Annotated in this window: 12 protein-coding genes; 10 read left to right on the top strand and 2 right to left on the bottom strand. The window is 71.5% G+C overall.

All coding sequences use genetic code 11. The annotated features are described in order from the left end of the window. The first annotated feature begins 69 nt into the window (after positions 1-69). Complete coding sequence (locus tag OG764_RS12035; protein ID WP_328968417.1) at positions 70-810, top strand: enhanced serine sensitivity protein SseB C-terminal domain-containing protein; 741 nt, start codon at positions 70-72, stop codon at positions 808-810. A 26-nt stretch (positions 811-836) separates the two neighbouring features. On the opposite strand, the gene OG764_RS12030 is transcribed toward OG764_RS12035, so the two are convergent. After that, positions 837-1,820, bottom strand: coding sequence for an ArsR/SmtB family transcription factor (locus OG764_RS12030; RefSeq protein ID WP_328968416.1), 984 nt, complete (start codon positions 1,818-1,820; stop codon positions 837-839). A gap of 684 nt (positions 1,821-2,504) precedes the next feature. Here OG764_RS12030 and OG764_RS12025 point away from each other — a divergent pair. The 8 genes from OG764_RS12025 to OG764_RS11990 all read left to right on the top strand — a co-directional run bounded on the left by OG764_RS12025 (position 2,505) and on the right by OG764_RS11990 (position 11,622). Continuing rightward, positions 2,505-3,500, top strand: coding sequence for an ABC transporter permease (locus OG764_RS12025; protein ID WP_328968415.1), 996 nt, complete (start codon positions 2,505-2,507; stop codon positions 3,498-3,500). A gap of 66 nt (positions 3,501-3,566) precedes the next feature. Next, complete coding sequence (locus OG764_RS12020) at positions 3,567-5,348, top strand: ABC transporter substrate-binding protein (RefSeq protein ID WP_443055899.1); 1,782 nt, start codon at positions 3,567-3,569, stop codon at positions 5,346-5,348. Positions 5,349-5,473: 125 nt separating this feature from the next. Then, positions 5,474-6,472 (top strand): ABC transporter permease, encoded by a 999-nt coding sequence (locus OG764_RS12015; RefSeq protein ID WP_328968414.1) that lies wholly within the window; start codon positions 5,474-5,476, stop codon positions 6,470-6,472. Beyond that, the gene (locus OG764_RS12010) at positions 6,469-7,566 is read left to right on the top strand and encodes an ABC transporter ATP-binding protein (RefSeq protein WP_328968413.1); all 1,098 of its coding nucleotides are present in this window, start codon (positions 6,469-6,471) and stop codon (positions 7,564-7,566) included. The genes OG764_RS12015 and OG764_RS12010 overlap by 4 nt, the downstream gene beginning before the upstream one ends. After that, positions 7,563-8,663: an ABC transporter ATP-binding protein gene (locus OG764_RS12005; protein WP_328968412.1), complete on the top strand. Its 1,101-nt coding sequence runs from the start codon at positions 7,563-7,565 to the stop codon at positions 8,661-8,663. Before OG764_RS12010 ends, OG764_RS12005 begins: the two co-directional genes overlap by 4 nt. 117 nt (positions 8,664-8,780) lie before the next feature. After that, on the top strand, positions 8,781-9,437 hold the full coding sequence (locus OG764_RS12000) for a trimeric intracellular cation channel family protein (protein WP_328968411.1): 657 nt from the start codon (positions 8,781-8,783) through the stop codon (positions 9,435-9,437). Positions 9,438-9,506: 69 nt separating this feature from the next. Further along, positions 9,507-10,361, top strand: a complete 855-nt coding sequence (locus tag OG764_RS11995; RefSeq protein WP_328968410.1) for a thioesterase family protein — start codon at positions 9,507-9,509, stop codon at positions 10,359-10,361. Positions 10,362-10,458: 97 nt separating this feature from the next. Beyond that, the gene (locus tag OG764_RS11990) at positions 10,459-11,622 is read left to right on the top strand and encodes a cysteine desulfurase family protein (protein WP_328968409.1); all 1,164 of its coding nucleotides are present in this window, start codon (positions 10,459-10,461) and stop codon (positions 11,620-11,622) included. A gap of 328 nt (positions 11,623-11,950) precedes the next feature. Here OG764_RS11990 and OG764_RS11985 read toward each other — a convergent pair whose 3' ends face one another. Beyond that, entirely contained in the window at positions 11,951-12,607 is a 657-nt protein-coding gene (locus OG764_RS11985) for an N-acetylmuramoyl-L-alanine amidase (protein WP_328968408.1), read from the bottom strand. A 64-nt stretch (positions 12,608-12,671) separates the two neighbouring features. On the opposite strand from OG764_RS11985, the gene mnmA reads away from it, so the two are divergent. Beyond that, positions 12,672-13,802 (top strand): tRNA 2-thiouridine(34) synthase MnmA, encoded by a 1,131-nt coding sequence (gene mnmA / locus OG764_RS11980; RefSeq protein WP_328968407.1) that lies wholly within the window; start codon positions 12,672-12,674, stop codon positions 13,800-13,802. Positions 13,803-13,851: the final 49 nt, after the last annotated feature.

The raw sequence follows: 13,851 nt of genomic DNA, 5'->3' as shown, positions 1-13,851 counted from the left end.
GGCCGTGGCTGTGTTAAAGACAGCGGGCATGCGTCACGACGGGCGGACGAACACGAAGAGGGGTACCGGGTGAGTGCGTCAGGCACGGCCGCGGCAGGGCAGGTCGAGCACATGCTGCGCCAGGTGACGCCCGGGCGTTACGACAGCTACGAGGCGCTGCTGCACGCCCTCGCCGAGGGCAGCCTCTGGGTGCTGCTCTGGCACGGGCAGCCCGGCTCGCCGGAGGCCCAGTACGGCGCCATGGACGTGGCGGGCCTGGGCTACGTGCCCTGTGTGACCTCGTCCCAGGAACTGGCCGCCAGCGGCTGGGGACGCGCCTTCGAGGTGGTCACCGGCCGCGACATCGCGCGCGCCCTGTACCCGGACCGCTGGGGCATCTGGCTGAATCCGCACGCCCAGGGCGGCGGCGTCGGCGTCCCGTGGGCCGACCTGCGGCGGATCGCCACCGGACTGGACAGGATGCCGGCCGGACCGCTGCGGCTGTCGGAGCCGGCCATCGAACTCCCGCAGTTCTACGCGCTGCTCAGCCAGCACGCCCACCGCACCCCGGCGGTCCGCTCGCTGCGCCGCGCCTGGGTCCAGCCGGCCGTCGGCATCCCGTACCTGGCGATCGGGCTGGACCTGTACGACGGTTCCGGCGCGGCCGTGGAATCGGCCCGCGCGATGATGCGCCAGGCGGTGGCGGCGGTCCCCGAGGGCCTGCCGGTCTCCACGGTGGCGCTCGCCGACGAGCACGACCCGGTCGCGATGTGGCTGCGCGCCCAGGCCCGCCCCTTCTACGACCGCGAGGCCCACGCGCCCGCCTACTAGCCGGCCGCACCCGCCCCGCCGGGCGCTCACTCGTCGGCGGCCGCCAGCAGCCGGCTGGCCAGGGCGGTGCGCCGGTGCAGCATCCAGCGCCCCGAGCGCTGCGAGGTGACCAACCGGGACCGGCGCAGCACGCCCAGGTGCTGGCTGACGGCGGCGGCGCTCATGTTGAGGTAGGCGGCGAGCTGGGTGGTGGACGCGGGCAGGTCGAGGTGGACCAGCAGGGCGGCCCGGCTGCGCCCCAGCAGATCGCCCAGCGGCTCGGTGTCCGCCGCCCCCGCGCTCTCCTCCCACAGGGTGCCGATGCCGCGCGGCGCGTAGCCCAGGGCCGGCTGGTACGGCTCGTTGTGGAGCACGGACAGGTGCGGCCAGGCGAACACGCAGGGCACCAGGACCAGCCCGGTGCCGCAGGCGTCGCGGTAGGCCGTGTGCCCGGGCTTGTCGATGCGCAGCAGGTCGCCGGTGAACTCGGCCTGCGGGTGCAGGTCGGCGAAGACCCGGCCGAGGCCGCCGGCGGTCAGCAGGTGCGAGCGGTGGGCGAGGTCGGCCTCGTGCAGGGCCCGTATCCGGGGCCACACGGGGGCGAGCGCGGCCCGCCAGTAGGCCTCCAGGGTGTCCGCCAGCCGGACCAGCTCCCGCTCGGGGTCCTCGTACAGCGGGCGCAGCGGGCCGGGGAGCTCGGGCCGGCCGTCGCGGAGCTCGTCGAGGGAGCTGCGCACCTGCGCGGCGGGGGTGGCGGCGACGGCGGCCAGTTCGTCGGCGAGTTCGCCGGTCAGCCGTTCGGGCGGCGGGGTGAGGAAGTCCGGCAGGAAGCGCGGGCCGCACGCGAGGGCGAACAGCACCCGCAGGTCGAGGCCGGCCACCCGGGGCCGGGCGGTCGCGGCCCACGGCCGGTGCACGGCCGGCCGCCGGGTGCCGGCGAGCACGGGGATGCTGTGGACCAGCTCCTCCAGCGGTGACCGGGCGAACCGGATGCGGGTGAGATCACTGGTGGCGAGCCGTATCTCGATCACCGGCGGAGCATAGGTCGCCGTTCCGCGGGCGGCAACGGGCCCGGGGCCCCACGGCGTTGCCGGTGGATTAAGCGGTGCCGAAATCGTGGCGCCGGCCAGGCCCGCGACGGCACGGTGTGCATCGGGACGCGCTCGCACCCGGTCAGGGCCCCGGCCCGCCGCCGCAGCCGCACCCGCCTCTGGAGCACCACCGCACCACCGTCCGCACATCACCGCGACACCTTCGGGAGCACCCGTGAACCACAGCAGAGCCGGACCGCGAGCCGGGCCGGGAGCCGGCCCGGCGGGGGTCCGGACAGGGGGTCCGGATGCTGGGATGTCTGTCCGGATGTCGACCGTGCCGAAATGTCCGCGGGCCCAATTCACCTCGGCAAAAGACGGGTTGGGGCCAATGTCCGTTCCGCGCTGAACGCGTGCTCTTGCACCGCTGAGCTGCTCGTACCGTTCGGATAACGGAAGACAACAGGCCACATCACGGTTGCGCATCCATTCCCCGGCAGGTCTGGCGGGTGATCCGGAGCCCGTTGAAGACTCCCCCCACCGAAGGCCGGTCAATCCCGTAACCACCAGCTCTTCCGGTGCACTTCAGACGCAATTCGCACCATAGCGACACCGATGTGAACCAAGCCGCTACAGCGGCGGGCATGGGCCGGCCATCGTCGGCCGAGAGGGGTCCCCACCACGATGACGGCATCACTGCACGACACGAACACGGACGAGCCCGCAGCCGTTGCCGCCGCCGACCAGCCGCAGAAGGCGATCGAGGGGCGCTCGCCCTGGAAGATCGCCTGGTCCCGGCTCAAGCGCGACAAGATCGCGCTGGCCGGTGGTGTCGTCGTGCTCCTGCTGATCCTCGTCGCGATCTTCGCGCCGTTGATCGTCAAGGCCTTCGGCCATCCGCCGGAGGAGCTGCACGAGGACCTGCTCGACCCGCTGCTGGGCCTGCCGGCCGGCGACTACGGAGGCATCAGCAAGGACTTCCTGCTGGGCATCGAGCCGGTCAACGGCCGCGACGTCTTCAGCCGGATCGTCTACGGCGCCCGGATCTCGCTCCTGGTGGCCTTCCTGTCCGCCTTCGTGGCGGTCGGCCTGGGCACCGTCCTGGGCGTCATCGCCGGCTACTTCGGCGGCTGGGTCGACGCGGCCATCAGCCGGGTCATGGACCTGCTCCTGGCCTTCCCGCAGCTCCTGTTCATCATCGCGCTGATCTCGGTGATCCCGAGCCGGCTGTGGGGGTTCGAGGGCTCCGGCCTGCGCATCGCCGTGCTGGTCCTGGTCATCGGCTTCTTCGGCTGGCCGTACATCGGGCGCATCGTCCGCGGCCAGACGCTGTCGCTGCGCGAACGCGAGTACGTCGAGGCCGCGCGCAGCCTGGGAGCGGGCCGCACGTACATCCTCTTCCGCGAACTGCTCCCCAACCTGGTGGCGCCGATCACCGTCTACACGACGCTGATGATCCCCACCAACGTGCTGACCGAGGCCGCGCTCAGCTTCCTCGGTGTCGGTGTCAAGCCGCCGACCCCGTCCTGGGGGGAGACCCTCTCGACGGCCGTGCGCACGTACGAGGACGATCCGCTCTTCGTGATCTTCCCCGGCGTGGCGATCTTCATCACCGTGCTGGCGTTCAACCTCTTCGGCGACGGCGTCCGTGACGCCCTCGACCCCAAGGGTTCGCGCTAGTACACCGCAGTACCAACCGGAACATCGGCTCCAGAGGCCGGAACTACAACGGAGGTTGCGAGCATCGTGACTACCCACCGCATGTCGAAGCGCAGGCTTGCCGCCGGCACGGCCGTCGTGCTCGCTGCCATGCTGACGGCCACCGCCTGTGGCGGCGGCAAGGACGACGAGAAGGACCCGGCCAAGAACGGTGCCGCGGGCTTCAACGCCGGCATCAACCAGGTGGCCAACCCGTCGGACAAGAAGGGTGGCGAGCTGAAGTTCGTCGGCACCCAGGACGCCGACTCGTGGGACCCGCAGCGCGGCTACTACGGCTTCATGTGGGACTTCTCCCGCTACTACTCGCGTCAGCTGGTGTCGTTCAAGCCGGCCCCCGGCACGGGCAGCACCGAGCTGGTTCCGGACCTCGCCGCCGCGCAGCCCGAGATCGCGCCCGACGGCAAGACGTACAAGTTCACGCTGAAGGACAACGTCACGTGGGAGGACGGCACGCCCGTCACCTCGCAGGACATCAAGTACGGCATCGAGCGCACCTGGGCCCAGGACGTCATCTCCGGCGGCCCGGTCTACCTGATGCAGGTCCTGGACCCGAAGTCCGAGTACAAGGGCCCCTACAAGGACAAGTCGGCGGACAAGCTCGGCCTCAAGGCCATCGAGACCCCCGACGCGAAGACCATCATCTTCAAGCTCCCCAAGGCCAACGGCGACTTCCTGCAGATGCTGGCCATGCCGGCCGCGTCTCCGGTGAAGAAGGAGAAGGACACGGCCGCCAAGTACGGCCTGAAGCCGTTCTCCAACGGCCCGTACAAGATCGACTCGTACGAGCCCAACAAGAGCATGAAGCTCTCGCGCAACACGAACTTCAAGGCCGAGTCGGACACCATCCGCAAGGCCCTGCCGGACACCATCTCGGTCACGTTCATGGCGAACGCGGACGACATGGACAAGCGCCTGATGAACGGCGAGTTCGACGTCGACATCAACGCCACCGGCATCGGCCAGGCCGCCCGTGCCACCGCCCTGCGCGAGCACAAGGGCAACCTGGACAACGGCCAGACCGGCTTCATCCGCTACGCGGTCTTCCCGCAGACGGTCAAGCCGTTCGACAACATCGAGTGCCGCAAGGCCGTCATCTACGCGGCCGACCACAAGTCCCTGCAGACCGCCCGCGGCGGCCCGCAGGCCGGTGGCGACATCGCCCCCAACATGCTGCCGCTGGGCATCAAGGGCTCGGACGCGAAGTACGACCCGTACGAGGTCCTGACCAACGACGGCAAGCCCAACGAGGCCAAGGCCAAGGCCGCTCTGAAGGCCTGTGGCCAGGAGAAGGGCTTCAAGACCACCATCGCGGTCCGCAACAACAAGCCCGCCGAGATCGCCACCGCCGTCTCGCTGCAGAACGCCCTGAAGCAGGTCGGCATCGAGGCCGAGGTCGACCAGTTCGACGGCGCCCAGACCTCCGGCATCATCGGCTCGCCCAAGGTCGTCAAGGACAAGGGCTACGGCATCATCATCATGGGCTGGGGCGCCGACTTCCCGACCGGTCAGGGCTTCTCCCAGCCGCTGGTCGACGGCCGCTTCATCCTGCAGAGCGGTAACAACAACTTCTCCGAGCTGAACGACCCGGCGATCAACAAGCTCTTCGACGACGCCATCGCGGAGACCGACCCGGTCAAGGCCGGCGAGATCTACAAGCAGATGAACCAGAAGGTCTCCGAGGCCGCGGTCTACCTGCCCTTCGTCTACGACAAGACGATCTCGTGGCGCTCCACCCGCCTGACGAACGCGTACACGACCGACGCCTACAACGGCCGGTACGACTACGCCTCGCTCGGTGTCGTCAAGTAACACCCGTCAACAGTCAGTTCCAGTGCCACACCCGCTAGGCACGAAGGGCAGGTGATGGCCGCGGCGACGGCTTGGGGGTGCGCCCCAGAAGGGCGCACCCCCGGGCCGCAGCCAGGCCGAGCGCAGTGCTTGCATATCTCATCCGGCGTATCTTCGCCGTCGTCGTCATGCTGTTGGTCATCGTCCTGGTGACCTTCGGAATCTTCTTCCTCTTCCCCAAGATGATCGGTGCGGACCCGGCGCTCTACTTCGTCGGAAAGCAGTCCGACCCCGCCGCCATCGAGGGCATCCGGCAGAAGATGGGTCTCAACGACCCGATCCTGATCCAGTTCGGAAAGTTCGTCGTCGGGCTGGTGGCGGGCCGTACGTACGCCAACGGCACCGATGTCACGCACTGCGCCGCTCCCTGCTTCGGCTACTCCTTCAAGACCGAGCAGGAGGTGTTCCCGCTGCTGATGGACTGGCTGCCGGTGACCCTCTCGCTCGCCGGCGGCGCGGTCATCCTCTGGGTGATCGGCGGCGTCTCCACCGGCGTCCTGTCCGCGCTCAAGCGGGGCACGGTCGTCGACCGCTCGGCCATGGGCGTCGCCCTCGCCGGCGTCTCCCTCCCCATCTACTTCACGGGCGTGCTCGCCATCGCCCTGTTCTCGGACCAGCTGGGCTGGTTCGGCCGGCCCGAGGCGGAATTCGCGGACGATCCCGCGAAGTGGTTCAACGGCATGGTCCTGCCGTGGGTCTCGCTGGCCTTCCTGTACGCGGCGATGTACGCCCGGCTCACCCGCGCGACGATGCTGGAGGTCCTCAACGAGGACTACATCCGCACCGCCCGCGCCAAGGGCCTGACGGAACCCGTCGTCATCTCCAAGCACGCGATGCGGTCCACGATGACCCCGATCCTGACGGTCCTGGGCCTGGACCTCGGCGCCCTGCTCGGCGGTGCGGTGCTCACCGAGTACACGTTCTCGCTGCACGGCCTCGGCTACAGCGCGGTCCGCGCGATCAGCGACCACGACCTGCCGGTCATCCTCGGCATCACGCTGATCTCCGCCTTCTTCGTCGTAGCCGCGAACCTCATCGTTGACCTCATGTACGCGGTGATCGACCCCCGAGTGAGGCTGTCATGACCGACGCGACCAAGACCGGGGCCGTCCACGAGCCGGTGACCGGCTCGGCCCCCGGCAGCGCCTTCCTGGACGTCCGCGACCTCAAGGTGCACTTCCCGACCGAGGACGGCCTGGTCAAGTCCGTCGACGGGCTCTCCTTCACGCTGGAGAAGGGCAAGACCCTCGGCATCGTCGGCGAGTCCGGCTCCGGCAAGTCCGTCACCTCGCTGGGCATCATGGGCCTGCACCGGGTCGGCCAGTACGGCCGCCAGCGCGCCCGGATCTCCGGCGAGATCTGGCTCAACGGCCGGGAGCTGCTCTCCGCCGACGAGGACGAGGTGCGCAAGCTCCGCGGCCGGGAGATCGCGATGATCTTCCAGGACCCGCTGAGCGCGATGCACCCGTACTTCACCATCGGCAAGCAGATCGCCGAGGCGTACCGGGTCCACCACAAGGTCGACAAGAAGGCCGCCCGCGCCCGGGCGATCGAACTCCTCGACCGGGTGGGCATCCCCGAGCCGCACAAGCGCATCGACAGCTACCCGCACGAGTTCTCCGGCGGCATGCGCCAGCGCGCGATGATCGCGATGGCGCTGGTCAACAACCCCGAGCTGCTCATCGCGGACGAGCCGACCACCGCCCTGGACGTCACCGTCCAGGCGCAGATCCTGGACCTGATCCGGGACCTGCAGAAGGAGTTCGGCTCCGCCGTCATCATGATCACGCACGACCTCGGCGTGGTCGCGGAGATGGCCGACGACCTGCTCGTCATGTACGGCGGCCGGTGCGTCGAGCGCGGCTCCGCCGAGAAGGTCTTCTACGAGCCCCGGCACCCGTACACCTGGGGCCTGCTCGGCTCGATGCCGCGCATCGACCGCGACCAGACCGAGCGGCTCATCCCGGTCAAGGGTTCCCCGCCCAGCCTCATCAACATCCCCAGCGGCTGCGCCTTCCACCCGCGCTGCCCGTACGCCGACGTGCCCAAGGGCAACGTGACCCGTACGGTCCGCCCGGAGCTCGTGGAGCAGGACGGCACCCGGCACTGGTCCGCCTGCCACATGTCGCAGGAGGAGCGGACCCGGATCTGGACCGAAGAGATTGCGCCGAAGCTGTGACCGACACGAACAAGACGGCCGCGGCCGTCATCCCCGAGCAGACCGACTCCTCCCCGGAGCCGCTGCTGAAGGTCACCGGCCTGACCAAGCACTTCCCCATCACCAAGGGGCTGCTGCGCCGGCAGGTCGGCGCCGTGAAGGCGGTCGACGGTCTCGACTTCGAAGTGCACCGCGGGGAGACCCTCGGCATCGTCGGCGAGTCCGGCTGCGGCAAGTCGACCATGGGCCGGCTGCTCATGCGGCTGCTGGAACCGACCGGCGGCAGCATCGAGTTCGAGGGCAAGGACATCACCCACCTCGGGGTCGCGGGCATGCGCCCGCTGCGCCGTGACGTGCAGATGATCTTCCAGGACCCGTACGGCTCGCTGAACCCGCGCCACACGGTCGGCACGATCGTCAGCGCGCCGTTCAAGCTCCAGGGCGTCACGCCCGAGGGCGGCCTGAAGGCGGAGGTGCAGCGGCTGCTGTCGCTCGTGGGCCTCAACCCCGAGCACTACAACCGCTACCCGCACGAGTTCTCCGGCGGCCAGCGCCAGCGCATCGGCATCGCGCGCGCCCTGGCCCTCAAGCCGAAGCTCGTGATCGCGGACGAGCCGGTCTCCGCGCTCGACGTGTCGATCCAGGCGCAGGTGGTCAACCTGCTGGACGACCTCCAGGACGAGCTGGGCCTGACGTACGTGATCATCGCGCACGACCTGTCGGTCATCCGGCACGTCTCGGACCGGATCGCGGTCATGTACCTCGGCAAGATCGTCGAGCTCACCGACCGCAAGTCGCTGTACGAGGCGCCGATGCACCCGTACACCACGGCGCTCATGTCCGCCGTGCCGGTGCCGGACCCGCGGCGGCGCGGCGTCAAGAGCGGGCGCATCCTGCTCAAGGGCGACGTGCCCTCGCCGATCGCGCCGCCGAGCGGCTGCCGCTTCCACACCCGGTGCTGGAAGGCGACGCAGATCTGCAAGACGCAGGAACCGCCGCTGGTGGCGCTGAAGACGGGCCACCAGGTGGCCTGCCACCACCCGGAGAACGCGCCGGACCAGGCGCCGGGCGACCCGGCCCTGCCGGAGGCGGCCGAGGCGATCGCCACGTCCGAATAGCCTGACACGCTCTCCCGCGGCGGCGGGGCGGAACCTTTCCGCCCCGCCGCCGCGCCGTGCTTCCGGCCCGCCCGGCGGGTGGTCCGGGGGCCGTGGAGCGCCCCGCACAATTGGGGGGTGGTCCACGATCTCTTCCCCCCGGACGTCCAGCACGTGCTGGACCTCGCGGGCATCTTCGTCTTCGCGACCGCCGGCGCCCTGCTGGCGGTCCGCAAGAACTTCGACGTCTTCGGCATCGCCGTCCTCGCCCTGGTCACCGCCCTCGGCGGCGGACTCTTCCGCGACCTGGTGATCGGCGCGGTGCCGCCGGCCGCCTTCGGTGAGCTCAGCTTCTTCGTGACGCCGCTGGTCGCGGCCGTGCTCGTCTTCTTCCTGCACCCCGAAGTGCAGCGGATCAACCGCGCGATCAACGTGTTCGACGCGGCCGGCCTCGGGCTCTTCTGCGTCACCGGCACCACCAAGGCGTACGAGTACGGGCTCGGCCTGACGGCGTCGGCCGCGCTGGGCCTGACCACCGCCGTCGGCGGCGGCGTGCTGCGCGACGTGATCGCCAACGAGGTGCCCGCCCTGCTGCGGGACCGGGAGATGTACGCGGTGCCGGCCCTGGTCGGGTCCGTGATGGTGGCCGTCTGCATCGGCTTCGACCGGCTCAACGCCGTGACCGGCGGGATCGCCGTGGTCACCACCTTCGTCCTGCGGCTGCTGGCGATGCGCTACCACTGGCGGGCGCCGCTGGCGTGGAACCGCCGCTCCAGCGTGGCCGAGGAGGCCTGAGCCGCCGGGTCGGGGCTGGTCAACAAGAAAAGCTACCGCTTAGTAGTAAGCGGGTGTAGCGTCGTACGCATGACCCAGGCAATCCAGGCAACGATCGGCGACAGCGAATTCGACCGGGACACCAGCGTGAGGCCGCGCGGCGCGGCCGAGCCCGGTGTCTTCGACGCGGACCTGTCCGCCGGGTGGACGATCATCAGCGCGGTCAACGGCGGCTACCTGGTGGCGCTGGTCGGCCGGGCACTCTCCGAGTTCCTGCCGCACCCCGACCCGGTCACCGTCTCGGCCCACTACCTGAGCGCCTCCGTGCCCGGCCGCGCCGTCATCCGCACCGAGCTGGTGCGCGCCGGCCGCACCCTCTCCACCGGCCAGGCCTCGCTGTTCCAGTACGACGAGAACGGCGCCGAGGTCGAGCGCATCCGCGTGCTGGCCTCGTACACGGACCTGTCCACGCTGCTCGACGAGGTCCGCACCACCGCCGCCCAGCCGGACATCCCGCCGTACGAGCACTGCCTCGGCGCGGACGCGGGCGGCGCCCCCATCCCGGGCAGCTCGGCCATCGTCGACCGGCTGCGGCTGCGACTGGACCCCACCACCGCCGGCTGGGCCGTCGGCGCCCCCTCCGGGCGCGGCGAGATGCGCGCCTGGTTCGCGCTGGCCGACGGCCGCGACGCGGACCCGCTGTCGCTGCTGCTCGCGGTCGACGCACTGCCGCCCACCGCCTTCGAGATGGGCCTGATCGGCTGGGCCCCCACGGTCGAGCTGACCACCCACATCCGCTGCCGTCCGGCCCCCGGACCGCTCCGCGTCGCCATCACCACCCGCAACCTGGCGGGCGGCTTCCTGGAGGAGGACGCGGAGATCTGGGACACCGACGACCGCCTGGTGGCCCAGTCCCGCCAACTCGCCCGCGCCCCGCGCACCTGACGGGGCCGGCGCCCGAGCGGTACGGGACCGGCCGCCGGAGGTGGCCGGAACCCGGCCGTACACCCGGGCCCGGCGGCAACCGTAGAATCGGGGGATCATGGCCTACCTCGACCACGCCGCGACCACTCCGATGCTGCCGGAGGCCGCCGAGGCGATGACCGCCCAGTTCGCCGTCGCCGGCAACGCGTCCTCCCTGCACGCCGCCGGCCGCCGGGCCCGCCGCACCGTGGAAGAGGCGAGGGAAGCCTTCGCCGACGCCATCGGGGCGCGCCCCAGCGAGGTGGTCTTCACCGCGGGCGGCACCGAGGCCGACAACCTCGCCGTCAAGGGCCTCTACTGGGCCCGCCGGGACGCCGACGCCCGCCGCACCCGGGTGCTCGCCAGCCCCGTCGAGCACCACGCGGTGCTCGACGCCGTCGACTGGCTGGCCGCCCACGAGGGCGCCACCGTCGAATACCTGCCGGTGGACCGTCACGGGCGGGTCCACCCCGAGGCCTTCCGCGAGGCGGTCGAGCGCAACCCCGACGACGTGGCACTCGCCACCGTCATGTGGGCGAACAACGAGATCGGCACCGTCCTGCCGGTCGCCGAACTCGCCGCCGTGGCCCGTGAGTTCGGCATTCCGATGCACTCCGACGCGGTGCAGGCCGTGGGTCAGCTCGACGTCCGGTTCGGCGCCAGCGGCCTCGCCGCGATGACGGTCAGCGGCCACAAGATCGGCGGCCCCTACGGCATCGGCGCGCTGCTGCTGGGCCGTGACCAGACCCCCGTGCCCGTCCTGCACGGCGGCGGCCAGGAACGGCACGTACGCTCCGGCACCCTCGACGTGCCCGCCATCGCCGCCTTCGCGGTGGCCGCCACCCTCGCCGCCGAACGGCGCGAGACCTTCGCCCGCGAGGTCGGCGCCCTGCGCGACGAGCTCGTCGCCGCCGTCCGCGCCGCCGTGCCGGACGCGGTGCTCGGCGGCGACCCGCACGACCGGCTCCCGGCCAACGCCCACTTCAGCTTCCCCGGCTGCGAGGGCGACTCCCTCCTGCTGCTCCTCGACGCCCAGGGCATCGAGTGCTCCACCGGGTCGGCCTGCACCGCGGGGGTGGCCCAGCCCAGCCACGTCCTGCTCGCCGCCGGCACCGATCCCGATCTGGCGCGCGGCACGCTGCGTTTCTCCCTCGGCCACACCTCGACCAAGGAGGACGTGGCCGCGCTGGCCGCCGCCATCGGCCCGGCCGTGGAGCGCGCCCGCACCGCCGGCCTGACCTGACCGCCCCCGGCGGCCCGGACCCGCGCCGAGCCCGCGCGCGCCTGGAGGTGCCCTCCCGGCCTCTCTGGCGGCCGGCAACCTCCAGCCTCGCCGGCGTTTGAGGCGCGGGGTTTGGGGCGGAGCCCCAAGCAACCCGGCTGACGCCGGGCACCGGGCTCCGCCCGGACCCGCTCCTCAAGCGCCGGAGGGGCTGAATGGTGCGACGGGGTTGCCGGGCTCTGCCCGGACCCGCGCCTCAAACGCCGGCGAGGCTGGATGTTGCCCCTCAGGGCGTCGGTGCCGCGAAGGTGTGCCCCTCAGGGCGTCGGTGGCCGGCGAGGGGCGCGCGTCAGGGGGCGGTGGTCGGCAGGCGGGTGCGGATCAGGCGCAGGTAGCGGTCCCAGTCCCAGTGCGGGCCGGGGTCGGTGTGGTCGGCTCCCGGCACCTCGTCGTGGCCGATGATGTGCCGGCGGTCGACGGGGATGCCGTACCGCCGGCAGATGTCCGCCGCCAGCGCCGCCGACGCCGCGTACATGGCGTCGGTGAAGTCCTCGCGGCGGTGCACGAAACCCACGTGCTCGATGCCGACGCTGCGCTCGTTCACGCTCCGGTTGTTCGCGTGGAACGCCACGTCCAGTTCGCGCACCATCTGCTCGACGTGGCCGTCGCCGCGGACGATGTAGTGCGCCGACGCCTTGTGCCACGGGTTCTGGAAGGCGTCCACGGCGGAGGCGAAGCCGCCCTGGGTGACATGCACCACGATCCGGTCCACCCGGTAGTCCCGGGGCCGGTCGGCCATCCGCCAGTTCGCCGGGGAGGCGGAGGTCCAGCGGGCCCCCTTGTGGTCGATCGCGCCGGCCTCGCGGGGCGCGGAGACGCCGGGCAGCAGCCAGTAGCCCCGCGATATCCGGTCCCGCTCGGTCACCGCGGCGCCCGCGAGCACGCCCAGGCCCGTGATGAGCAGCAGCCGTCTGGCCGGTCCGCGCTTCTTGTCGCCCACGCGCATCACCCCCTGCCGGAGAGAACGCCCGTGCCCCCCGGCCGGTTCCCCCCGTACCCTGGTGGGTGCCATGACTGAGAACCCGCAGCGTCCCCGCCCCCTCCGCGTCCTTGCCGCCATGTCCGGCGGCGTGGACTCCGCCGTCGCCGCCGCCCGCGCCGTCGAAGCCGGACACGATGTGACCGGCGTCCACCTCGCGCTGTCCGCGAACCCGCAGTCCTTCCGCACCGGAGCGCGCGGCTGCTGCACCATCGAGGACTCCCGCGACGCCCGCCGGGCCGCGGACGTCATCGGCATCCCGTTCTACTGCTGGGACCTGGCCGAGCGCTTCCGCGAGGACGTGGTCGAGGACTTCGTCGCCGAGTACGAGGCCGGGCGCACCCCCAACCCGTGCCTGCGCTGCAACGAGAAGATCAAGTTCGCGGCGCTGCTCGACAAGGCCCTGGCGCTCGGCTTCGACGCCGTCTGCACCGGCCACTACGCCACGATCGTCGAGAACCCGGACGGCTCGCGCGAGCTGCACCGCGCCTCCGACATGGCCAAGGACCAGTCGTACGTGCTCGGCGTCCTCGACGAGAAGCAGCTCGCCCACGCGCTCTTCCCGCTCGGCGACACGATCACCACCAAGGACGAGATCCGCGCCGAGGCCGAGCGCCGGGGCCTGGCCGTCGCGAAGAAGCCCGACAGCCACGACATCTGCTTCATCGCGGACGGCGACACGCAGGGCTTCCTCGCCCAGCGCCTCGGCAAGGCCGAGGGCGACATCGTCGACGAGGCGACCGGCGAGAAGGTCGGCACCCACGAGGGCGCGTACGGCTTCACCATCGGCCAGCGCAAGGGCCTGCGGATCGGCCGCCCGGCCGCCGACGGCAAGCCGCGCTACGTCCTGGACATCTCGCCGGTGAACAACACCGTCACGGTCGGTCCCGTCGAGGCCCTGGACGTCACCGGCCTCACCGCCATCAAGCCCCGCTGGTGCGGCTCCACGGCCGCCGCCCCGGGCACGTACACGGCCCAGCTGCGCGCCCACGGCGGCGAGACCGAGGTGCACGCCGAGGTCGTCGACGGCGAGCTGCGGGTCACCTTCACCGAGCCGGTCCGCGGGGTCGCCCCCGGCCAGGCCATCGTGCTCTACGACGACACCCGCGTGGTCGGCTCGGCCACCATCGCCACGACGGTCCGGGCGACCGCGGGCGTGTAGCCGGGCGGCCGCGCCCGGCGCCGCCCGGCCGTCCCGGCGCCCTCAGGGC

Origin of the sequence: Streptomyces sp. NBC_00239, from assembly GCF_036194065.1 — a bacterium.
Classification (GTDB): Bacteria; Actinomycetota; Actinomycetes; order Streptomycetales; family Streptomycetaceae; genus Streptomyces.
This window is presented reverse-complemented; position numbering and strand designations above follow the sequence as displayed.